The 21023-nt window shown below is 70.1% G+C and carries 20 protein-coding genes; 12 read left to right on the plus strand and 8 right to left on the minus strand.

Annotated features, from left to right (window positions below; all coding sequences use genetic code 11):
- Positions 1 to 93, minus strand: a 93-nt coding sequence (locus ACIBAG_RS23105) for a biotin carboxylase N-terminal domain-containing protein (RefSeq protein ID WP_280842533.1), incomplete at its 3' end; no start/stop codon positions are given.
- 375 nt (positions 94 to 468) lie between these two features.
- Between ACIBAG_RS23105 and ACIBAG_RS23110 the strand changes: the two genes are divergently transcribed.
- The gene (locus ACIBAG_RS23110; RefSeq protein ID WP_399107382.1) at positions 469 to 969 is read left to right on the plus strand and encodes a hypothetical protein; all 501 of its coding nucleotides are present in this window, start codon (positions 469 to 471) and stop codon (positions 967 to 969) included.
- Here the strand turns inward: ACIBAG_RS23110 and ACIBAG_RS23115 are convergent.
- Both ACIBAG_RS23115 and mmpB read right to left on the minus strand, forming a co-directional pair.
- Positions 938 to 1558, minus strand: coding sequence for a Maf family protein (locus ACIBAG_RS23115; protein WP_399107383.1), 621 nt, complete (start codon positions 1556 to 1558; stop codon positions 938 to 940). The two genes, ACIBAG_RS23110 and ACIBAG_RS23115, sit on opposite strands and share 32 nt — an antisense overlap.
- Positions 1559 to 1604: 46 nt before the next feature.
- The gene (gene mmpB, locus ACIBAG_RS23120; protein ID WP_093905041.1) at positions 1605 to 1733 is read right to left on the minus strand and encodes a morphogenic membrane protein MmpB; all 129 of its coding nucleotides are present in this window, start codon (positions 1731 to 1733) and stop codon (positions 1605 to 1607) included.
- Between the two features lie 120 nt (positions 1734 to 1853).
- Between mmpB and ACIBAG_RS23125 the strand changes: the two genes are divergently transcribed.
- Entirely contained in the window at positions 1854 to 2984 is a 1131-nt protein-coding gene (locus ACIBAG_RS23125) for an SGNH/GDSL hydrolase family protein (protein WP_399107384.1), read from the plus strand.
- Here the strand turns inward: ACIBAG_RS23125 and ACIBAG_RS23130 are convergent.
- Both ACIBAG_RS23130 and ACIBAG_RS23135 read right to left on the minus strand, forming a co-directional pair.
- Entirely contained in the window at positions 2981 to 3190 is a 210-nt protein-coding gene (locus ACIBAG_RS23130) for an acyl-CoA carboxylase epsilon subunit (protein WP_399107385.1), read from the minus strand. The genes ACIBAG_RS23125 and ACIBAG_RS23130 overlap by 4 nt on opposite strands.
- Positions 3191 to 3207: 17 nt before the next feature.
- Positions 3208 to 4830 carry an acyl-CoA carboxylase subunit beta gene (locus tag ACIBAG_RS23135; RefSeq protein ID WP_399107386.1) on the minus strand — a complete coding sequence of 541 codons (1623 nt, stop codon included), beginning with the start codon at positions 4828 to 4830 and terminating at the stop codon, positions 3208 to 3210.
- Between the two features lie 110 nt (positions 4831 to 4940).
- On the opposite strand from ACIBAG_RS23135, the gene ACIBAG_RS23140 reads away from it, so the two are divergent.
- Positions 4941 to 5807: a biotin--[acetyl-CoA-carboxylase] ligase gene (locus tag ACIBAG_RS23140; protein WP_399107387.1), complete on the plus strand. Its 867-nt coding sequence runs from the start codon at positions 4941 to 4943 to the stop codon at positions 5805 to 5807.
- A gap of 158 nt (positions 5808 to 5965) precedes the next feature.
- A complete protein-coding gene (locus tag ACIBAG_RS23145) occupies positions 5966 to 7096 on the plus strand; it encodes an adenylate/guanylate cyclase domain-containing protein (protein WP_399107388.1) in 1131 nt (376 codons plus the stop codon).
- A gap of 40 nt (positions 7097 to 7136) precedes the next feature.
- Here the strand turns inward: ACIBAG_RS23145 and ACIBAG_RS23150 are convergent, their stop codons facing one another.
- Positions 7137 to 7871: a hypothetical protein gene (locus ACIBAG_RS23150; RefSeq protein WP_399107389.1), complete on the minus strand. Its 735-nt coding sequence runs from the start codon at positions 7869 to 7871 to the stop codon at positions 7137 to 7139.
- Positions 7872 to 8086: 215 nt separating this feature from the next.
- Between ACIBAG_RS23150 and ACIBAG_RS23155 the strand changes: the two genes are divergently transcribed.
- From ACIBAG_RS23155 to hutH, 3 genes are all read left to right on the plus strand, one after another.
- Positions 8087 to 8896, plus strand: coding sequence for an enoyl-CoA hydratase/isomerase family protein (locus ACIBAG_RS23155; protein WP_399107390.1), 810 nt, complete (start codon positions 8087 to 8089; stop codon positions 8894 to 8896).
- A 92-nt stretch (positions 8897 to 8988) separates the two neighbouring features.
- Positions 8989 to 10140: a diguanylate cyclase domain-containing protein gene (locus ACIBAG_RS23160; protein ID WP_399107391.1), complete on the plus strand. Its 1152-nt coding sequence runs from the start codon at positions 8989 to 8991 to the stop codon at positions 10138 to 10140.
- A 129-nt stretch (positions 10141 to 10269) separates the two neighbouring features.
- The gene (hutH, locus tag ACIBAG_RS23165) at positions 10270 to 11808 is read left to right on the plus strand and encodes a histidine ammonia-lyase (protein WP_399107726.1); all 1539 of its coding nucleotides are present in this window, start codon (positions 10270 to 10272) and stop codon (positions 11806 to 11808) included.
- A gap of 88 nt (positions 11809 to 11896) precedes the next feature.
- Here the strand turns inward: hutH and ACIBAG_RS23170 are convergent, their stop codons facing one another.
- On the minus strand, positions 11897 to 12649 hold the full coding sequence (locus tag ACIBAG_RS23170; protein ID WP_399107392.1) for a hypothetical protein: 753 nt from the start codon (positions 12647 to 12649) through the stop codon (positions 11897 to 11899).
- 42 nt (positions 12650 to 12691) lie between these two features.
- The gene (locus tag ACIBAG_RS23175; RefSeq protein ID WP_399107393.1) at positions 12692 to 13030 is read right to left on the minus strand and encodes an LAETG motif-containing sortase-dependent surface protein; all 339 of its coding nucleotides are present in this window, start codon (positions 13028 to 13030) and stop codon (positions 12692 to 12694) included.
- Between the two features lie 109 nt (positions 13031 to 13139).
- Between ACIBAG_RS23175 and ACIBAG_RS23180 the strand changes: the two genes are divergently transcribed.
- The 5 genes from ACIBAG_RS23180 (at position 13140) to ACIBAG_RS23200 (ending at position 20961) form a co-directional block, all read left to right on the plus strand.
- Positions 13140 to 13493, plus strand: a complete 354-nt coding sequence (locus ACIBAG_RS23180) for a hypothetical protein (protein WP_399107394.1) — start codon at positions 13140 to 13142, stop codon at positions 13491 to 13493.
- Positions 13494 to 13717: 224 nt separating this feature from the next.
- Positions 13718 to 14968, plus strand: coding sequence for an Ig-like domain-containing protein (locus tag ACIBAG_RS23185; RefSeq protein WP_399107395.1), 1251 nt, complete (start codon positions 13718 to 13720; stop codon positions 14966 to 14968).
- Between the two features lie 157 nt (positions 14969 to 15125).
- Positions 15126 to 16607, plus strand: coding sequence for an ABC transporter permease (locus ACIBAG_RS23190; RefSeq protein WP_399107396.1), 1482 nt, complete (start codon positions 15126 to 15128; stop codon positions 16605 to 16607).
- Between the two features lie 166 nt (positions 16608 to 16773).
- Complete coding sequence (locus ACIBAG_RS23195; RefSeq protein WP_399107397.1) at positions 16774 to 17457, plus strand: ABC transporter ATP-binding protein; 684 nt, start codon at positions 16774 to 16776, stop codon at positions 17455 to 17457.
- 195 nt (positions 17458 to 17652) lie between these two features.
- Positions 17653 to 20961, plus strand: a complete 3309-nt coding sequence (locus tag ACIBAG_RS23200; RefSeq protein ID WP_399107398.1) for a S8 family peptidase — start codon at positions 17653 to 17655, stop codon at positions 20959 to 20961.
- Positions 20962 to 21023 lie beyond the last annotated feature (62 nt).

Consider the following 21023-nt stretch of genomic DNA (forward strand, 5'->3'; position numbering starts at 1 on the left):
GTAGACGGCCACGCTCGCGATGCCGGCATCCCGGCAGGCCCGGGCCACGCGGACAGCGATTTCGCCACGGTTGGCGATGAGCACCTTGCGCACGATTGAGGCTCCCTCCTTGAAACAAGCCGAGTTTAGGGACTGCCGACACGCCACATCGACCCGTCCCCGGTGGTGAGCTTGCCCACACGGAGCGTGATTCCAGGCTCGCTCGACCTGCGAAATCCCATGTCGCGCCTCGGCACGCAGGTCTCTCCCGGAAAACCCTAGCCCTCCGCTGTGGTCAAGGTCTCTGTCATCACGTGCTGCGGGCCACTTGGTTTCTTTGTGGAATCCCTACGAATGGCCCAATGATTCTTTGCCTCCGCCCGAACCCTTGTCCCGGGGTTTACCCGTTAGTAGCGTTCGCGATGTCTCGAACGTACTAGGGGTAACCGGCGCCTCGATCGGGCGGCGGCCGAAGGTGGGTGGGGGCCGGTGGTGCGCAGGCCGGTGGCGTTGGTTTTGGCGCTGGTGCTCTTCGTCGAGGCGCTCGGCATCGCGGGGCTGAACTGGCTCCTCGGGAACGTCGTCGACGGTCAGGACATGTCCCTGGCGGGGCTGGACCCGGACGTGATGTCGGTGTCGTCGAAGGTCGGCGGTCTGGTCTTCGGCGCCTACTTCGCGCTGTGCGGCCTGGTCGCCCTGCTCGTCGGCGTGCGCAACCGGGCCCCGGCCGGCCTCGGCCGCATCCTGCTGATCAGCGCGGCCGTGGTGCACGGGCTGCTGGGCGCGTTCGTCTGGGGGCTGGTGGGCTGGACGGCGTTCCTGTTCATGATGGTCGTACTCGCCTTGATAGTGCTGCTGCTCATGACGTACGACGCCCAGGGCGCGCCGGAGGAGCCCGCCGACGCCGTTCCCGACGGGGATCAGGGCGACGACGGCTCCCCGGCCGGGGGCTCCCCGGTCAGCTCTCCGCCGGCGCCCACAACTCCGTGATGCCGATGCCCAGTTGGCCCAGCAGCCGGCGGACCAGTGGCAGGCTGATGCCGATCACATTGCCGTGGTCGCCGTCGATGCCGTCGATGAACGGGGCCGAGCGGCCGTCGAGGGTGAAGGCCCCGGCGACGTAGAGGGGTTCGCCGGAGGCCACGTACGCGGCGATCTCGTCGTCGGTCGGCTCGCCGAAGCGGACGACCGTGGAGGCGGTGGCGGAGGTGTACCGGCCGGTGACGGTGTCGTAGACGCAGTGGCCGGTCTGGAGTGTGCCCGCCCGGCCGCGCATCGACTTCCAGCGGGCCGTGGCCTCCTCGGCGTCGGCCGGCTTGCCCAGGGCCTCGCCGTCCAGGTCGAGGACCGAGTCGCAGCCGATCACGATCGCGCCCTTGACCTCGGGCTTCGCCGCCACGACGGAGGCCTTCGCCTCGGCCAGCGCCAGCGCGAGCTCGGCGGGGGTGGGTGCGGTGACGGCGTCCTCGTCGACGCCGCTCACGATGACCTCGGGGTCGAGTCCGGCCTGGCGCAGGAGGTTGAGCCTGGCGGGGGACTGGGAGGCGAGGACTAGCCGGCGGCGGGGCTGATCAGTCATGCGGTCAGCGTATCGGCGTGCCCGGCGGGACTCATCACGGCCGGATTCACCACAGCCCGAGCACGATCATCGTGAGCACCATGGCCAGCGCCATGAGAACGCCCAGTCGCCGCAACATCTCCTGCATGTCACGCAGTTCCTTGGGCGGCTCGTTCTCGGGGTCGGACCACAGCATGCCTTCCATCGTCCGTCGGGGATCGGGGGCGGCGCCTGAGTACCCGTACTCAACTTTTCTCCAAACGGTGCTAGCGTTCCATTAGCTAATGGGTCGTTGGTTCCGTTTGGAGGTCGCATCGTGTTCACCGCTTCCTGGATCGCCTCACCTCAGCTGCCCAGCGAGGGCTTCACGCCCAACTGGTCCCGCGAGGGCTTCTGGCGCCAGTCGCTGCGGCAGGTCGTACGGCTGTCGGCGGGGGGTGGCCGGGTGCGGGTGCGGCTCTCCAACGCGTACGGCACCTCGCCCGTGCGGGTCGCGGGTGGGAGCGTGGGGCGTACGGCCGCCGGGGCCGGTGTGGAGCCGGGGTCGCTCACGCGGCTCACCTTCGGAGGCGCCGGTGAGACCGCGATGCCGGCGCGCGGGGAGGTCGTCAGCGATGACGTGCCGCTCGCCGTCGCCGCCGGGGAGTCGGTGACCGTGACGCTGTACTTCGACGCCGCGACCGGTCCCGCGACCTTCCACGCGCAGGCCTTCACGACCGGCTACCGGGGCGGGGGAGACCTGTCGGCGGAGACCGGCGGCGAGGGCTTCGACGAGATCACCGAGTCCTGGTACTTCCTGTCGGCCGTGGAGGTCGACTCCGGCCGCGCGGACGCCGTCGCCCTCTTCGGCGACTCGATCACGGACGGGTTCGGCTCGACGCCGGGTGCGAACCTGCGCTGGTCGGACGCGCTCGCCGGGCGCACGGGGCGTCCGGTGCTCAACGCCGGTATCGGCGGGAACCTGCTGCTCAACGACTCGGCGTGGTACGGCGAGCGGGGTGTCCGGCGGTTGCGGCGGGACGTCCTCGACCGGCCCGGCGTGGACACGCTCGTCGTGCTGCTCGGCCTCAACGACATCGGCTTCAGCGAGACGGACGAGCAGCCGACGTACAAACCGGCGCCGGTGGTCGAGACGCCCGAACTCGTCGCCGGTCACCGGGAGTTGATACGGCAGGGCAGGGCGGCGGGGCTACGGGTGATCGGTGCGACCCTGCTGCCGTTCGGGGGGTCGGACCACTGGGGTGAGCGGGCGGCCAAGGTGAGCCACGAGCTGAACGAATGGATCCGTTGCTCGGGGGAGTACGACGCGGTGGCGGACCTCGACCGGGCGCTGGCCGATCCGGCGGACCCGGACCGGCTGCGGCCGGCGTACGACTTCGGCGATCACCTGCACCCGAACGACGCCGGATACGAGGTCATGGCCGAAGTCGTGTCGACGCTTCTCTAGGCGGGCCAGTACGTCCGCGCCCACGTCGTGGGCCCCGGCTGCGGCACCCGCTGTGCCGCGATGCGGGCCGGGTCCGCCCAGGAGTCGCGCGGGGCCGGTGCGCCGGGCGGCAGGGCGCCTGCCGCCGCGGCGCGGGCGCGGACCACCGCCAGTGCGGCGGCCAGCTCCTCGGGTGTCGGGTTGCCCCGGAGGACCTTGATGTTCATGACGGCTCCCAGCAGGCCTAGAGGGGGATGTTGCCGTGCTTCTTCGGGGGCAGGGATTCCCGCTTGGTACGCAGCTGACGCAGGCCGCGTACGACGTGCAGCCGTGTGTCGGACGGCATGATCACCGCGTCGACGTAACCGCGCTCGGCCGCGATGTAGGGGTTGAGGAGGGTGTCCTCGTACTCCTGGATCAGCCGGGCGCGCACCGCCTCCAGGTCCTCACCGTTTGCCTCCGCTTCAGCGATGGTGCGGCGGTGCAGGATGTTGACGGCGCCCTGGGCGCCCATGACGGCGATCTGGGCGGTCGGCCAGGCGAGGTTGAGGTCGGCACCCAGGTGCTTGGAGCCCATGACGTCGTAGGCGCCGCCGAAGGCCTTGCGGGTGATGACCGTGATGAGCGGGACCGTCGCCTCGGCGTAGGCGTAGATCAGCTTGGCGCCGCGCCGGATGATGCCGGTGTGCTCCTGGTCGACGCCCGGGAGGAAGCCGGGGACGTCGACGAAGGTGATGACTGGGACGTTGAAGGCGTCACACGTCCGTACGAACCGCGCGGCCTTCTCACTCGCGTCGATGTCGAGGCAGCCGGCGAACTGCATCGGCTGGTTGGCGACGATGCCGACGGGACGGCCCTCCACCCGCCCGAACCCGGTGAGGATGTTCGGCGCGAACAGCGGCTGCGTCTCGAAGAACTCGGCGTCGTCCAGAACGTGTTCGATCACCGTGTGCATGTCGTACGGCTGGTTCGCGCTGTCCGGGACGATCGTGTCCAGCTCGCGGTCCTCGTCGGTGACGGAGAGGTCCGCCTCCTCCGGGAAGGCCGGCGGCTCGGAGAGGTTGTTGGACGGCAGGTACGACAGCAGCTGCTTGACGTACTCGATGGCGTCCTTCTCGTCGCCGGCCATGTGGTGGGCCACGCCGGAGGCCGAGTTGTGGGTACGGGCCCCGCCCAGCTCCTCGAAGCCGACGTCCTCGCCGGTGACGGTCTTGATGACGTCCGGGCCGGTGATGAACATGTGCGAGGTCTGGTCGACCATGACCGTGAAGTCGGTGATGGCGGGGGAGTAGACCGCGCCGCCCGCACACGGGCCCACGACCAGGCTGATCTGCGGGATCACCCCGGAGGCGTGGGTGTTGCGGCGGAAGATCTCGCCGTAGGCACCCAGGGAGGCCACGCCCTCCTGGATCCGTGCACCGCCGGAGTCGTTGATGCCGATGACCGGACAGCCGGTCTTCAGCGCGAAGTCCATGACCTTGACGATCTTCTGGCCGTAGACCTCGCCCAGCGCACCGCCGAACACGGTGAAGTCCTGCGAGAAGACCGCCACCGGACGGCCGTCGACGGTGCCGTACCCGGTCACCACCCCGTCCCCGTACGGGCGGTTCTTCTCCAGCCCGAAGTTGGTGGAGCGGTGCCGGGCGAACTCGTCGAGCTCGACGAACGACCCCTCGTCGAGGAGCAGCTCGATGCGCTCACGGGCCGTCAACTTGCCCTTGGCGTGCTGCTTTTCGACGGCGCGTGCGGAGCCGGCGTGCGTCGCTTCCTCGATACGGCGCTGGAGATCCGCGAGCTTGCCCGCGGTGGTGTGGATGTCGATCCCTTGGGGCTCTTGGATCTCGTGACGCTCTTCCGGCTCGGACATCGGGATGGCGCTCCCTGCCTGCTCAAAAGGGGGGACGGTTACTCATCCGTAGCGTAGTGGGGTGCCTACGAAACAGCAGTGCGGCGTTTGCCACACCTAGGGTGGCTTGCATGACGCCGCGAGATGCATCAGACGACAGCCGCTGGTCCGACCTGGACCGTCCGCCGCTCAACGCCGCCGCGCTGCGACGCGGGCTCGTACGGGAGGGCGGGCTGTGGTGCGACGTGGACGTGGTGCGGAGCACCGGCTCCACCAACACGGACCTCGTGGCCCTGGCCACCGAGGGCAAGGCGGAGGAGGGCGCGGTCCTGGTGGCCGAGGAGCAGACGGCCGGCAAGGGCCGCCTCGACCGGCAGTGGACGGCTCCGCCCCGCTCGGGGCTGTTCTTCTCCGTGCTGCTGAATCCGGCCGTGGTGCCGGTGCCGGTGGCCCGGTGGGGGTGGCTGCCGCTGCTCACGGGGGTGGCCGTGGCGACGGGGCTGTCGCGGGCGGCGGGCGTCGATACGGCACTCAAGTGGCCGAACGACCTGCTGGTGACCGTCGGCGGCGAGGAACGCAAGGCCGGCGGGATCCTCGCGGAGCGGGCCGGGAGCACCGGGGTCGTCATCGGGGTCGGCATCAACGTCACGCTGCGTGAGGACGAGCTGCCGGTGCCCCAGGCGGGTTCGCTGGCGCTGGCCGGGGCGGTGAGCACGGACCGGGATCCGTTGCTGCGGGCGGTGCTGCGGTCGCTGGAGGAGTGGTACGGGCGGTGGCGGGCCGCGCTGGGGGATCCGGTGGTGAGCGGGCTGCAGGAGGCGTATGCGGCGGGGTGCGCGACGCTGGGGAGGGTCGTGCGGGCCGAGTTGCCGGGGGAGCGGTCGGTTGTCGGGGAGGCCGTGGCGATCGACGGGGACGGGCGGTTGGTGATCGTGACGGAGGAAGGGGCGCGGGAGGCGGTGGGGGCGGGGGACATCGTGCACTTGCGGTTGGCGTGAGGATTGCCGACCCAGAGGCCCGCACCCCTGCCGGGTGCCCCACCAGCAGGCAGTCACGGGAACCGTCGGCTCAACCTGACGGAGTGAGCTGGCGCACACCTGCCGTACAGTGAAGGCCGGTCGAGTACTGACCGCGGCAGATCGGAAGGGCAGCAGGCGTGACCGTCGACGACACGGGCTCCGGCGCGGGCGCGGACGGCCGGGTGGACCCCCACGCCGCCGACCCCGGCGAGGATCCGCTCGCCCTGCGCCTGGAACAGCTCATCCTCGGCGCGGAGCGACGCTACACCCCGTTTCAGGCGGCCCGTAGCGCCGGTGTCTCCATGGAACTGGCATCCCGGTTCTGGCGGGCCATGGGGTTCGCCGACATCGGGCAGGCCAAGGCGCTGACCGAGGCCGACGTGCTGGCGCTCAGACGTCTCGCCGGTCTCGTCGAGGCGGGGCTGCTCAGCGAGGCCATGGCCGTGCAGGTGGCCCGGTCCACCGGGCAGACCACCGCCCGGCTGGCCGAGTGGCAGATCGACTCGTTCCTGGAGGGCCTGACCGAGCCGCCCGAGCCGGGGATGACGCGGACCGAGGTGACGTACCCGATCATCGAACTGCTCCTGCCCGAGCTGCAGGAGTTCCTCGTCTACGTCTGGCGGCGCCAGCTCGCCGCCTCGGCGGGCCGGGTCATCCAGGCCGCCGACGACGAGGAGATGGTCGACCGGCGCCTGGCCGTGGGCTTCGCCGACCTGGTCGGCTTCACGCGGTTGACCCGCCGTATGGAGGAGGAGGAACTCGGCGAGCTCGTCGAGGCCTTCGAGACCACCGCGGCCGACCTGGTCGCCGCGCGTGGTGGGCGGCTGATCAAGACCCTCGGTGACGAGGTTCTGTACGCGGCCGACGACGCCGGGGTCGCCGCGGAGATCGCCCTTCGCCTCATCGAGACGATGGCCAACGACGAGACGATGCCCGAGCTGCGCGTCGGCATCGCGTTCGGCACGGTGACCACTCGAATGGGCGATGTCTTCGGTACGACCGTGAACCTTGCCTCCCGGCTGACGTCGATAGCTCCGCGTGATGCCGTTCTCGTCGACAGCGCGTTCGCGGAGGAGCTCGTCCGAACGGGTGAAGCGCCGGTGTCGGAGGCGGAGGCGGCGGAAGCGGCTGCTGCCGCCGAGAAGGAAGGCGAGGAGCCGCCGGTGTATCGGTTCGCGTTGCAGCCGATGTGGCAGCGGCCGGTGCGGGGACTTGGCGTGGTCGAGCCGTGGCTGTTGACGCGGAGGGCGTCCGACGGGGGCGAGTGAGCGCCGTTGAGTCGAGCGGGCGTTGCGGTGCGGGAGCTTGTCAGTCGTCGCTTCTCAAGGGATCCACACACAGGCCGATGACCGGGACGCAGACGGGGTTGTCGTCGGGCTGAGTCGGCTGTGGGGCCGGGGGGTTCGGGGTGGGCCGGCCCGCTGGTGGGGTCGGAGTCCGGGACGGGGTCGGGGCCGGTCGGGGTGCCTGGCTCGTCGGAGCTGGTCGGCGGGGTGTCGGGGTGCCGGTGCCGGCCGTTGTCGTGTCCGGCGGCGTCGCCCTGGTGTTCGTGGTCGGTACGACGATCGTGGCCGTCGTCGGTGTCGCGCCCTGGCCGCCCATGGCGTGGGTCGCCGACGGGCTCGGCTGCGGGGCTGTCGTCGGGACCGTGGCGGCGGCGTTGTCGGCGTGCTCCGGGGCGGTGATCGGGTCCGAGGCGGGGTCGGTCTCCGGCGTGCCGAGGCCGGTGACGTCGGAGTCGGGGGTCAGGCGTACGAGGCTCAGGGCGCCGGCCGCCAGGGCGAGTCCGCCGGCCGCGAGGAGGGCCTTGCGGGGGCGGGGGCGGCGGTGGCGGCCGCGCGGGCCGAAGAGGCGGGCGGTGGAGGCGTACGGCTCGCTCGCCCCGGTTTCCGGTGACGGCTCCGTGGCTGCGGTACGAGGCGTCGCACCGCTCGCATTCGCCCCGATCGCCCCAGCGTTCGCCCCTGCCCCGATCGCCGTAGCGTCAGCCCCCGCTCCGTTCCCCGCAGCGCTCGCCCTCGCCCCGTTCGCCGTAACACCCATCGCGACCCCTCCCCATGCGCCCGCGCCCCCAATGCGCCGTGGTGTCGCGCACGTTATGCGCTGTCCGTGAGGGTGCGGCGGGACTTGGGCGGCATGTCACTCGAACGGGGTGTCGGGCCTGGACTCGGAACCGCTCGTGGTGGGCCTTTCCCCGGCGGGGTGCGGCTGCGATGATCGGGGCGAGTGTTGTTAACCCGCGTTAACCGGAGGGTGTCATGAGCGAGGAGCGGTACGGGGAGTTCGTGCTGGTGCGGCGGCACGGCGACGGGGGTGTCGGGCATGTCGCGGAACTCGCCCTCGACCGGCCCAAGGCCATGAACGCCGTCTCGACGGAGATGGCCCGGTCGATCGCGGGGGCGTGTGCCGCGCTGGGTGCGGACCGTGACGTACGGGCGGTGGTGCTGACCTCGACGCATGAGCGGGCGTTCTGTGTCGGGGCGGACCTGAAGGAGCGGAATTCCTTCAGTGACGCGGAGTTGGTGCGGCAGCGGCCGGTGGCGCGGGGGGCGTACACCGGGGTGCTGGAGTTGCCGGTGCCGACGATCGCGGCGGTGCACGGCTTCGCGCTGGGCGGTGGCTTCGAGCTGGCGTTGGCCTGCGATGTGATCGTGGCCGACCGTACGGCCGTGGTGGGGCTGCCGGAGGTCTCGGTCGGGGTCATTCCCGGCGGCGGCGGGACGCAGTTGCTGCCGCGGCGGGTGGGGGCGGCCCGGGCGGCGGAGCTGATCTTCACGGCGCGCCGGGTCGAGGCCGTCGAGGCCCGGCAGCTGGGGTTGGTGGACGAGCTGGTGGACGAGGGGCGGGACCGGGAGGAGGCGCTGGCGCTGGGCGCCCGGATCGCGGCGAACTCCCCGGTGGGGCTGCGGGCGGCCAAGCGGGCGTTGCGGCTGGGGCACGGGCTGGATCTGCGGGCCGGGCTGGAGGTCGAGGACGCGGCGTGGCGGGCGGTGGCGTTCTCGGGGGACCGGGCGGAGGGGGTGGCGGCGTTCAACGAGAAGCGGAAGCCGCAGTGGCCGGGGGAGTAGGTGTGCCTCGGTGCGCCGAACCCACAGGCGTGACCGTCACTCCAGCGCCGTATCAATGTCCTAGTTCGCCCTGAACGTCCTAGCCTGGAGTGATGGGTGAGGACAGACGGCTCGCGGCCGTGGTGGCGCTGGCGCAGGGGATGGCGGCGGCGCACACCCCGCGTGAGTCCTGGCGGGCGGCGGCGCTCGGGGCGTGTCGGGCGTTGGCCGGGAGCTTTGCCGCGCTGTCGGTGTGGGAGCGGGAGCTCGGGCGGCTGCGAGTGCTCGTGAACGTGGGGGACCGGGCGCAGGGGGAGGAGGAGTTTCCGGGGGACGAGGCCTATCCGGTGCATCAGTTTCCGGAGATCACCGAGTTCCTGCACGAGCGGTGGGCGTCCGGTGGTGAGCCCAACGCCTGGGTGGAGACGGCCGACGGGCCGGCCACGGAGCACCCCGGGTACTGCCATCAGCGGGTCGCCGCTCTGCGGCGTCGTGGGCGAGGATGCTGTGTCGTCGCGCCGATCGTGCTGAACGGTCGGGCCTGGGGGGAGCTGTATGTCGCCCGTTCCGTCGGGGCGCCCGTCTTCGACCGGGGGGACGCCGACTTCGCGACCGTGCTGGCGTCCGTCGTGGCCGCCGGGATCGCGCAGAGCGAGCGGCTGGAGGAGGCGCGGCGGCTGGCGTTCACCGACGCGCTGACCGGGCTCGCCAATCGGCGTGCGGTGGATGTGCGGTTGGAGGAGGCCATCGAGCGGCACCGTGCTCACGGGGTCGTCGTCAGCCTCGTCGTGTGTGACCTCAACGGGCTCAAGCGGGTCAACGACACACGGGGGCACGCCGTCGGGGACCGGCTGCTGGAGCGGTTCGGGTCGGTGTTGTCGCTGTGCGGGGCGATGCTGCCCGGTGCGCTCGCCGCGCGGCTCGGCGGTGACGAGTTCTGCCTGCTGGCCGTGGGGTCGCCGGTCGACGAGGTGGTGAAGGCCGCCGACGAACTGTGCCGGCGGGCCGCCGAGTTGGAGCTCGGTGAGGGCGTCGCGTGCGGGGTGGCGTCGACGGACGACGCCGTCGGGCCCGTTCGGTCCGCCCGGCGGCTGTTCCGGCTGGCGGACGCGGCGCAGTACCAGGCGAAGGCGGTGCGGGCGGACCGGGCCGTGGTCGCGGGGCGGGAGGGGCCGGACGATCCGGTGGTGCGGCTCGCCGACGCGGAGCCGTCCGGGGAGGAGGGGGTCGTCGAGCGGCGGAGGTTCCGGGGGCGCGTGCCGTGACGCGCCCGGCGCCCGGAGCGAGCCATGGCTCTCCCCGCCCCGGCCGGCCCTGTCCGGCGCGGTAAGGGGTGTACCCCCCACCCACTAGTGACATCTTCGTCTTCACTGCGTACGCTCCTGAATATGGATATGCACACTGTGGTGGTGGGGACCTCCGGGGTCACCGCGTCCGACGTTCTCGCCGTGGCGCGGGGCGGGGCGCGGGTCGAGTTGTCGGTGGAGGCTGTCGCGGCACTGGGCGCGGCTCGCGAGATCGTGGACGCGCTGGCGGCCAAGCCCGACCCCGTGTACGGCGTCTCCACCGGGTTCGGCGCCCTGGCGACCCGGCACATCAGCCAGGAGCTGCGGGCACAGCTGCAGCGCAACATCGTCCGCTCGCACGCCGCCGGGATGGGGCCGCGCGTGGAGCGGGAGGTCGTACGGGCCCTGATGTTCCTGCGCCTCAAGACGGTCTGCTCGGGGCACACGGGCGTGCGGCCGGAGGTCGCGCAGACCATGGCCGACCTGCTCAACGCCGGTATCACCCCGGTCGTCCACGAGTACGGCTCCCTCGGCTGCTCCGGTGACCTCGCTCCGCTCTCGCACTGCGCCCTCACTCTCATGGGCGAGGGCGACGCCGAGGGGCCCGACGGGGTCGTGCGGCCCGCCGGTGAGCTGCTCGCCGCGCACGGCATCGTCCCCGTCGAACTGCGCGAGAAGGAGGGCCTCGCCCTCCTCAACGGCACCGACGGCATGCTCGGCATGCTGATCATGGCCCTCGCCGACCTCGACATGCTCTACAAGTCCGCCGACGTCACCGCCGCCCTCAGCCTCGAGGCCCTGCTCGGGACGGACAAGGTCCTCGCGCCCGAGCTGCACGCCATCCGGCCGCACCCGGGGCAGGGTGCCTCGGCCGCCAACATGCTGGCCGTGCTGAAGGGTTCGGGGCTGACCGGGCACCACCAGGACGACGCGCCCCGCGTCCAGGACGCCTACTCGGTGCGCTGCGCCCCGCAGGTCGCCGGCGCCGGTCGGGACACCATGGCGCACGCGCGGCTCGTCGCCGAGCGGGAGCTCGCCTCGGCCGTCGACAATCCCGTCGTACTGCCCGACGGGCGCGTCGAGTCCAACGGCAACTTCCATGGGGCGCCCGTGGCGTATGTGCTCGACTTCCTCGCCATCGCCGCCGCCGACCTCGCCTCCATCGCCGAGCGCCGCACCGACCGGCTGCTCGACAAGAACCGCAGCCACGGGCTGCCGCCGTTCCTCGCCGACGACGCCGGGGTCGACTCCGGGCTGATGATCGCCCAGTACACCCAGGCCGCCCTGGTGAGCGAGATGAAGCGGCTGGCCGTGCCCGCGTCCGCCGACTCGATTCCGTCCTCCGCCATGCAGGAGGACCACGTCTCCATGGGCTGGTCGGCGGCGCGCAAGCTCCGTACGGCCGTCGACAACCTCACCCGGGTGCTCGCCGTCGAGCTGTACGCCGCCACCCGCGCCATCGAACTGCGTGAGGGACTCGCCCCGGCACCGGCCTCCCAGGCGGTCATCGACGCCGTACGGTCCGCCGGAGTACAGGGCCCCGGCCCCGACCGGTTCCTGGCCCCCGACCTCGCCGCGGCCGACGCGTTCGTGCGCGGCGGGGAGTTGGTGGCGGCGGCGGAGAAGGTCACCGGGCCGCTCCAGTGACACCCGTGCCGCTTCGGTGACATGGAAGGGGCCCTGCCCGCCGTACGAGCGGTTCGCGTCGTACGGCGGGCAGGGCCCTGGCGGTCCGTTACTTCAGCTTGGCGCCCTGGGCGTCGACCACCGCGGCCGGGACCGTGTAGTCCTTGCCGGTCATCAGCGCGCCGATGTTCATCGTGTAGTACGTCGCGACGGTGTTCCCGTGGCGGACGACCTCGGCGTGGGCCTGACCGGTCTCCCCGTCCTCCAGGTCCGAGGTCAGGGCGAACGCCACCGACTCGTCACCGGCGCCCGAGCCCTTCTCGGCGGCGACCTTGGTGAACTTGCCCCCGTCGCTCTTCTCCCCGGCGGTGAAGCCGCCCGCGCAGTTCTTCACCGCGTCGGAGACGGACTTGAACGCCTTCTCGGCGCCGTCGCCGTCGTAGGACGAGAGCCCCACGACGGTGACGTCGACGCTCAACGACTCGTTGAACGCGTCCTCGAACTCCCCTTCGGACAAGTCCTCGATGGACTTGGAGGCGGTGTCCGTGGGCTTCTTCTCCTGCGTGGCCATCGTCTTCGCCTCGGCGGCCGCGTCGGCCGGGGCGTCGCCGGTGATGACCTGGACGATCGGCTTGCACTTCTCGTCCAGGGTGCTGGGGGTCTCGATCTTCATGGCCTCGGCCGTCGAGACCTTGTACCCGTCGACATCGCCCTCGGCGATGAGGGCCTTCTTCAACTCCGCGGAGCTGAGCGCCTTCGCGTCAGAACCGCCGGACTCCCCGCCGCAACCCGTGACAAGGGCGAGCGACAGCGCGCTCACGACAACCGTGGCGGCTGCACGCACGCCCGATGATCTCTTCATGCGCGGACTATGAAGCCCGGATGAACAGAGCGTCAAGTAATTTCAGAACCCGAGACGTTCCCGCCGTACCGAATAGGCGACGAAGCCCGCGCCCAGAGCCAGGCAGACGGTCCCGCCGACGATGTACGGCGTGGTGTCGAAGCTTCCGGTGTCGGCGAGCCGGGTGCCGTCGGCGGTGGTGTCCTCGGAGCTCTCGGACACGGCCCGCGCCTGCTGGGTGGTCTGCGCCGAGGGGGCCGCCGAAGGCTCCGTTCTCGCCGGCTCGTCGCCCGTCGCGTTCGCGGAGGGCACGAACCACAGGGCGCCCAGCAGGGCCCCCGCGGCGGTGGCGGTCAGCAGCGATCGGCGTGCGGTGGACGACGATCGGTGAGCGGCGGACACGGAATATCGATCCCCTTGTGGTGCTGGCGAATTGGCCGTGTGGGGCGATGTTAGTGAAAGTCGCGGGTCACGGGAAAGTCACGGGGGAAATGAGCCGTACGCTCCGGGCATGAGCAATCCAGAAACATCACGGTTTGTCCGGCTTCGCGTTGAAGTCGTCCTGGAAGTGGACGACGAGGACGCCCTGACCAAGGCCGCGCTGCGGCGCATCGCCGGCGACAGCACCATGCCGGCCGACGAACGGGCCCATGCCGAGGGGAGTGTGACGGAAGACACCGCGGAGGCTCTCGCCTATCTCGTTGATCCATTCGACCTGGTCAGCGAGGTGCCGGGGATCGAGCTCGCGCAGGCCTCCTGGTCCAGCGAACGCATCGAGCACGATCCGGATTCGCCCGAGTGGGACTTCGACGACGATGATGTCGCCGAGGACTTCGACGACGAAGCGCCGAACAGGGTCGGCTGAGACGTCTTGGGGAAACCGTGACCCCGGACGGCAACCGCCGTCCGGGGTTTCGTCGTCTCATGGTGCGCACTGGCCGACACCCGCACCATTCGTCACGGCTTTGAGACGTGGTGCGCCCCACACATACCCGGTATGTGGAACGGGATGAACCGGTCGTAGCGTTGAAGATTCTTGACGGGGACTCTCGGGGTTTTTGGGATTCGGGAACTATGGAGAAGCGTGTGATGACGAACAGTAAGCGGCGCAAGGGCCTCGCGGTCGCGTCCGCACTGCTCGGCGGTGTCCTGGTGCTCTCCGCCTGCTCCGGCGGCGACGACAACGCCTCCGGAAGCGGCGACGGCGACACCTCCCAGGCCAAGGTCGACGAGGCGGCCGCCAAGAAGACCTCCGAGGCCCAGATCAAGATCACGCCCGAGGACGGCACCGACAACGCCTCCATCAACAACTCCGCCGCCGTCACCGTGAGCAAGGGCACGCTCACCCAGGTGACGATGACGACCGCCGAGGGCGCGGCCGTCGAGGGCGAGATATCCGCCGACAAGACCAGCTGGAAGCCCAGCGCCCAGCTCGAGCGCTCCACGACCTACAAGGTCGCGGTCACCGCGAAGGACTCCAAGGGCCTGGAGGCCCACGAGAACGCCTCCTTCACCACCGTCTCCCCGGACAACAGCTTCCTCGGCTACTTCACGCCGGAGGACGGCTCCACGGTCGGTGTCGGTATGCCGGTGTCGATCAACTTCGACAAGGCGATCAGCAACAAGGCGGACGTCCAGAAGGGCATCACCGTCTCCACGACCAGCGGCCAGGAAGTCGCCTGCCACTGGTTCAACGACCAGCGCATGGACTGCCGGCCCGACGAGTACTGGCAGGAGGGCTCGACCGTCACCCTGAAGATGGCGCTGGACGGCGTCGAGGGCGCCGACGGTGTCTACGGCGTCCAGGAGAAGACGGTCACCTTCAAGATCGGCCGCAACCAGATCTCGTACGTCGACGCGAAGACCAAGCAGATGCGGGTCACGCAGGACGGCAAGACGATCAAGACCATCCCGATCTCGGCCGGCTCGCCGGAGAACAAGACCTACGAAGGCATCATGGTGATGTCCGAGAAGTTCAAGGAGACGCGCATGAACGGCGCGACCGTGGGCTTCACGGACGACGACGGCAAGGGCGAGTACGACATCAAGGACGTGCCGCACGCCATCCGCCTGTCCACCTCCGGCACCTTCATCCACGGCAACTACTGGGGCAGCGACTCCATCTTCGGCAACGTGAACACCAGTCACGGATGCGTGGGCCTGAACGACACCAAGGGCGCCAACGACAAGGGCACCGCGGGCTACTGGTTCTACAACAACTCGATCGTCGGTGACGTCGTGGTCGTCGAGAACACCGGCGACAAGACGATCGCGCCGGACAACGGCCTCAACGGCTGGAACATGGACTGGGCGCAGTGGAAGGCCGGTTCGGCCGTCTGACCGGTCCGTGCGCGTAGCCGACCCACAGCTCTCCCACAGCTGACCGATGCCGCCCCCAGGGGCGGCATCGGTGTCTCCGGGGCCGGTCCCAGCCTTCTCATGCTCCTCTTATTTCGGCCTTATCCAGTCATCACGCGCCGTCCCTAGCTTGCGGCGCATGTTCTTCACCTACCTGAGGCGCGAGCTGCGCCGCCGCAGAAAGGCGGCCCTCGTCGTCGCCTCCGGACTCGCGCTGGGCATCGCGCTGGTCATCGTGGTCAACTCCGTGTCCTCCGGCATGAGCAAGGCCCAGGACAAGGTCCTGCAGTCCCTGTACGGCCTGGGCACGGACATGACCGTCACCAAGGCCGCCGAACCGACCGCGAACAGCTCCGAGCGGCCGCGCTTCCAGTTCGACGCCCAGGACAACGGCTCCGACGAGGAGCAGAGCAGCGACCGCGTCATGGTCCAGGGCTTCCAGACGCTGGCCGGCTCGACGGTGACCGAGGTCGGCTCGCAGGACGGGGTCTCGGACGCCGTGGGCGGGCTGAGCCTGCAGGTCATCAAGGTCAGCGGGCAGTTCACGCGGGGCCAGTTCCAGCAGGACCAGAACAGCGGGGGACAGCAGGGCGGGGGCCCTGGGCAGCAGGGCGGTGGCGGCAGCGGGCAGCCGCAGGGCGAGGTGCGCGGCGGCGGCGCCGACTTCGACGTCAACAACTACTCCGTCTACGGCACCGACGTCACCAAGCCGGCGCTCGGTCCGCTGACGTCGTCGAAGATCACCAGCGGGCGTACCTTCAAGACGACCGAGACGAACGCCAAGGTCGTCGTCGCCGACACCTCGTACGCCAAGGAGAAGAAGCTCAAGGTCGGCTCGACCGTCACCGTCAAGGGCACCGAGTTCGAGGTCATCGGTATCGCCACGCCCGACAGCGGGGACGCGGCCGCCAACCTCTACATCCCGCTGAAGCAGGCGCAGACGCTCGCCGACGCGAAGGACAAGGTCACCACGATCTACGTCAAGGCGACCGACTCCCAGCAGATCGACTCCGTCAAGTCGGCCATCCAGAAGAACATCTCGGGTACGACGGTGACCACCTCCGCGGATCTCGCGGACACGGTGTCGGGGTCGCTGTCCACGGCGTCGTCGCTGGCGACGAGCGTGGGCAAGTGGCTGTCGATCGCCGTGCTCGTGGCGGCGTTCCTGGTGGCCGGTCTGCTGACCTCTTCGGCGGTGTCGCGGCGGGTGCGGGAGTTCGGCACGCTCAAGGCGCTGGGCTGGAAGTCCGGGCGGGTGACCCGGCAGGTGGTCGGTGAGGCGGTCGTGAACGGGCTGCTCGGCGGGGCGCTGGGGATCGCGATCGGGGTCGCGGGGGCTTACGTCGTGACGGCGATCAGCCCGACGTTGCAGGCGCAGTTGGGTGGTGGCACCGGTGGCGGCGGTATGGGCGGCGGTCCGGGGGGCGGTGGCTTCGGCGGCGGTCCCGGGCGGCAGGTTTCGAGCACGACGCTGGACGTCGCGCTGACGGCGCCGGTCAGCCTTACGACGGTTGCGCTGGCGGTTGGGCTGGCGGTGACGGGTGGGCTGATCGCCGGTGCGTTCGGTGGCTGGCGGGCGTCTCGGCTCCGTCCGGCGGATGCGCTGCGGCGCGTCGAGTAGCCGACGCCGGCTGTGGCTGGGGCGGGGGTGGGTGTCGCTCGCCCGCGCTGGCAGGGTGCCGCTGCAACGCCCCTAGGGGCGCGGGGAACTGCGCGACCGGCCCCCACGAACCAGCAGCCAAAAGCGATTCGCACCACCCCAAAAACCTCTCCCAGGAGCAACCACCATGTACGAACTCAGAAACGTCACCAAGCGCTACACCCGAGGCAAGGACACCGTCCACGCCCTCGACGGCGTCGACCTCACCATCGCCGACGGGGACCGTCTCGTCATCCAGGGCCCCACCGGCGGCGGCAAGTCGACCCTCCTGCAGATGCTCGGCGGCCTGGACCGGCCCACCGAAGGTGAGGTCGTTCTCGACGGCACCGACCTGGCCAAGCTCTCCGAGACCCGGCTGACAAAGGTCCGCAGCGAGAACATCGGGTTCGTGTTCCAGTCGTTCAACCTCATCCCCACCCTCACCGCCCACGAGAACGTCGAGACCGCCCTCGTCCCCCTCGGCGTCAAGACCAAGGAACGGCGCGAACGGGCCGCCGAGGCACTGAAGTCGGTCGGGCTCGGCGAGCGGCTCGGGCACCTTCCGTCGGAGATGTCCGGTGGCCAGCAGCAGCGCGTCGCCATCGCCCGCGCCCTGGTCAAGAAACCGAAGGTGCTGCTCGCCGACGAACCCACCGGAAACCTCGACGAGTCGATGCGCGACGAGATCATGGACGTACTCGAACGCATGTGGAAGGAACTCGGGTTGACCTTCATCATGGTCACCCACGACTCGGCGATCGCGAGGAAGGCCCCGCGGCTGGCCACCATCCGCAAGGGACGGATCAGTGTCAAGGAGAACGCCGGGGCGTAACTCGACGATTCTGTAACGGAGTTCACGCCGTCGCGTAACAGCCGGCAGGCGTTCTTCTTATCTCCTTCTCAACTATTGAGGAGCCTGATCACCCCTCGGCATACTGCGTATTCCGGGGGGTGACGTGCATGCGTACGGGATCTCCCCCGGCCGGGTGAACGGGGAATTCGCCCGGAACTTCTGCAAGGGGGAAACTTGCGCAGACAACTCAAAAGAGCATGCGCGGCCTCTGTCGCCACGGCGGCCGCCGTCGCCCTCGCCGCGGGCATGACCAGCCCGGCGTCGGCCGAACCGGAGCAGCGCGCGTCCGACGCCGCCGCTTCCTTCGCGTCCCCCCACCGCATCACCCTGATCACGGGTGACCGGGTCTCCGTCGACTCCAAGGGCCGCGTGGTCGGCCTGGAGCGGGCGAAGGGGCGCGAGCACATACCCGTACAGATACGCAAGGTCGACGGGCGCACGCTCGTCATCCCGGCCGACGCGGTCCGCCTGGTCGCCACCGGCAAGCTCGACCAGCGGCTGTTCGACATCACCGAGCTGTCCAGGTCCGCCACCCGTGCCTCCCAGGCCAAGGGCCTGAAGGTCATCGTCGGCTACAAGGGTGCCGCCGCCGACGCCAAGGCGGACGTCCGGGACGCCGGCCGGCTGCGCCGGACCCTGAAGTCCCTGAACGCGGACGCGGTGCAGACCCCGCACCAGGACACGCCCGAACTGTGGGACGCGCTCACCAACGGGGACAAGGCCGCCTCCGGCATCGCGCACATCTGGCTCGACGGCGTCCGCGAGGCCAGCCTCGACAAGTCGGTCGCGCAGATCGGCGCCCCCAAGGCGTGGGAGGCCGGCTACGACGGCAGGGGCGTCAAGATCGCCGTCCTGGACACCGGCGTCGACGCGACCCACCCGGACCTCAAGGACCAGGTGATCGCGGCCAAGAACTTCACGCCGGCCGCCACCGCGGAGGACAAGGTCGGTCACGGCACGCACGTCGCGTCCATCGCGGCGGGCACCGGCGCCAAGTCCGGCGGCAAGTACAAGGGTGTGGCGCCCGGCGCCGACATCCTCAACGGCAAGGTCCTCGACGACACCGGCTCCGGTGACGACTCCGGCATCCTCGCCGGCATGGAGTGGGCCGCCGAGCAGGGCGCCCAGGTCGTCAACCTCAGCCTCGGCGGCATGGACACGCCCGAGATCGACCCGCTGGAGGCGGCGGTCAACAAGCTGTCCGCCGAGAAGGGCATCCTGTTCGCCATCGCGGCGGGCAACTCCGGACCGGAGACGGTCGGTTCGCCGGGCAGCGCCGAGGCCGCGCTCACCGTCGGCGCCGTCGACGACAAGGACGCCCTCGCCCCCTGGTCCAGCACCGGCCCGCGGCTCGGCGACGGCGCCATCAAGCCGGACGTGACCGCGCCCGGCGTGGAGATCACGGCCGCGTCCGCCAAGGGCAGCCTCATCGAGCAGGAGGTCGGCGAGAACCCGCCCGGCTACCTGACCATCGACGGTACGTCCATGGCGACCCCGCATGTCGCGGGTGCGGCGGCGATCCTCAAGCAGCAGCACCCGGACTGGACGTACGCCGAGCTCAAGGGCGCGCTGACCGGTTCCACCAAGGGCGGCAAGTACACGCCCTTCGAGCAGGGTTCGGGCCGGATCCAGGTCGACAAGGCCATCAAGCAGACCGTGATCGCCGACCCGGTGTCGGTGAGCTTCGGCACGCAGGCCTGGCCGCACACCGACGACACGCCGGTCACCAAGGAACTGACGTACCGCAACCTCGGTACGAAGGACGTCGAGCTGACGCTCTCCGCCACGGCCACCAACCCCAAGGGCCAGCCGGCTCCCGCGGGCTTCTTCAAGCTCGGCGCGACGAAGGTGACGGTCCCGGCGGGCGGCAAGGCCTCCGTCGACATGACCGTCAACACCAAGCTGGGCGGCACCGTCGACGGCGCCTACTCCGCCTATGTGACGGCGACGGGCGGCGGGCAGAGCGTCCGTACGGCCGCCGCGGTGCAGCGTGAGGTGGAGTCGTACGACGTCACCGTCAAGCACATCGGCAAGGACGGCAAGCCGTCCCCCGACTACAACACCGCCCTGTTCGGCTACTCGGGCCTGGCGACGGACCGCATCTACCAGGTGCCGCTCGCCGAGTCCGGCAGCACCAAGATGCGGCTGCCCAAGGGCACGTATCTGCTGGACGCCTGGATCGCCAAGGACTGGGTGAACCTGGAGGGCGGCCTCGACTGGCTGGTCCAGCCGAAGCTGAGCGTCACCAAGAACACCTCGGTGACCATCGACGCCCGGACGGCCAAGAGCGCCGACATCACCGTGCCGGACGCGCAGGCCAAGCCGGTCTTCGCCGCCAGCAACTACTCCTACGAAGCGGCGGCCATCGGCGTCGGCGTCGGCGTCGACTCCTTCGCCAACCTGCGGATGGCGCACCTCGGTCCGGAGATCGCGAGCGGTCTGACCCAGACCTGGAACGGCCAGTGGACCAAGGGCGCCGGCACCGAGTACGACGTCGCCACCACCGCCAAGGTCAAGAAGATCCAGGGCAACAAGGTCCGCCACTTCAGGGCGGATGAGCTCGCCAAGGTGAAGAACAGCCTCGGTGCCCCGGCCGCGAACAAGACGGGTGCGCTGCTCCCGGTCGGCATGTTCCCCCAGGAGACCGTGCTCAGCACGCCGATCGAGCAGAAGCTGCCCGGTTCGCGGACGGTGTACCTGTCGACGTCCGACAAGATCAAGTGGACCTTCGACTTCGAGCAGTACGCCGGCAAGGACGCGGACGGCCTCCCGATCGTCGACGCGTACTACGTCCTGGGTGACCCGCAGACCTTCAAGGGCGGCCAGAGCTACGCGAAGACCTTCAACACCGCGGTCTTCGGGCCCCACATCAACAAGGACTACGGCCTGATCCGCGAGGGCAACGAGATCTACGGCTTCCTGCCGCTGTTCGCCGACGGCAGCAAGCACGCGGGCTCGTCCGACTTCACCTCGGTCACCACCAGCCTGTACCGCAACGGCACCAAGATCGGCACCAACCAGGACCCGCTGTTCGGCAGCGAGACGTTCAAGGTCCCGGCCGGTGACGCCGAGTACAAGCTGACGACCTCGGTCAAGCGGAGCGTCAAGGTCGCGGCCGCGTCCACGCGGATCGACGCGAGCTGGACCTTCCGCTCCAAGAAGCCGTCCGAGCGGGTCATGCTCCCCGCGTCCACGGTCCGCTTCAACGCCAAGACGGGTCTGGACAGCCGGGTCGAGGCCGACAAGAAGGTGACGTTCCCGGTCACCGTCGTGGGCCCGGCCGCGGGCAGCAACCTCAAGTCGCTGCACGTGTACGTGTCGTACGACTACGGGCAGAGCTGGAAGAAGGTCGACGTCAAGAACGGCAAGATCACCGTGAAGAACCCGGCGAAGGGGAAGGCCATCTCCTTCCACGCCAAGGTCGCCGACAAGAAGGGCAACAAGTCGACGGTCTCGATCTACAACGCGTACTACGGGAAGTAACAGGTCCCTGAGCGAGAGCCCCGCCGGAGGTGCTGCCTCCGGCGGGGCTTTCGTGTGCGGTG

Origin of the sequence: Streptomyces sp. NPDC051243, from assembly GCF_044455405.1 — a bacterium.
Lineage (GTDB): Bacteria > Actinomycetota > Actinomycetes > Streptomycetales > Streptomycetaceae > Streptomyces.

Excerpts from the sequence above, each read along its gene's own strand:
- ACIBAG_RS23190 (WP_399107396.1), top strand. The coding sequence starts at position 15,126 with ATGTTCTTCACCTACCTGAGGCGCGAGCTGCGCCGCCGCAGAAAGGCG.
- ACIBAG_RS23160 (WP_399107391.1), top strand. The coding sequence starts at position 8,989 with ATGGGTGAGGACAGACGGCTCGCGGCCGTGGTGGCGCTGGCGCAGGGG.
- ACIBAG_RS23150 (WP_399107389.1), bottom strand. The coding sequence starts at position 7,871 with ATGGGTGTTACGGCGAACGGGGCGAGGGCGAGCGCTGCGGGGAACGGA.
- ACIBAG_RS23115 (WP_399107383.1), bottom strand. The coding sequence starts at position 1,558 with ATGACTGATCAGCCCCGCCGCCGGCTAGTCCTCGCCTCCCAGTCCCCC.
- mmpB (WP_093905041.1), bottom strand. The coding sequence starts at position 1,733 with ATGCTGTGGTCCGACCCCGAGAACGAGCCGCCCAAGGAACTGCGTGAC.
- ACIBAG_RS23135 (WP_399107386.1), bottom strand. The coding sequence starts at position 4,830 with ATGTCCGAGCCGGAAGAGCGTCACGAGATCCAAGAGCCCCAAGGGATC.
- ACIBAG_RS23170 (WP_399107392.1), bottom strand. The coding sequence starts at position 12,649 with ATGAAGAGATCATCGGGCGTGCGTGCAGCCGCCACGGTTGTCGTGAGC.
- ACIBAG_RS23185 (WP_399107395.1), top strand. The coding sequence starts at position 13,718 with ATGACGAACAGTAAGCGGCGCAAGGGCCTCGCGGTCGCGTCCGCACTG.
- ACIBAG_RS23155 (WP_399107390.1), top strand. The coding sequence starts at position 8,087 with ATGAGCGAGGAGCGGTACGGGGAGTTCGTGCTGGTGCGGCGGCACGGC.
- ACIBAG_RS23140 (WP_399107387.1), top strand. The coding sequence starts at position 4,941 with ATGACGCCGCGAGATGCATCAGACGACAGCCGCTGGTCCGACCTGGAC.
- hutH (WP_399107726.1), top strand. The coding sequence starts at position 10,270 with ATGCACACTGTGGTGGTGGGGACCTCCGGGGTCACCGCGTCCGACGTT.
- ACIBAG_RS23180 (WP_399107394.1), top strand. The coding sequence starts at position 13,140 with ATGAGCAATCCAGAAACATCACGGTTTGTCCGGCTTCGCGTTGAAGTC.
- ACIBAG_RS23195 (WP_399107397.1), top strand. The coding sequence starts at position 16,774 with ATGTACGAACTCAGAAACGTCACCAAGCGCTACACCCGAGGCAAGGAC.
- ACIBAG_RS23130 (WP_399107385.1), bottom strand. The coding sequence starts at position 3,190 with ATGAACATCAAGGTCCTCCGGGGCAACCCGACACCCGAGGAGCTGGCC.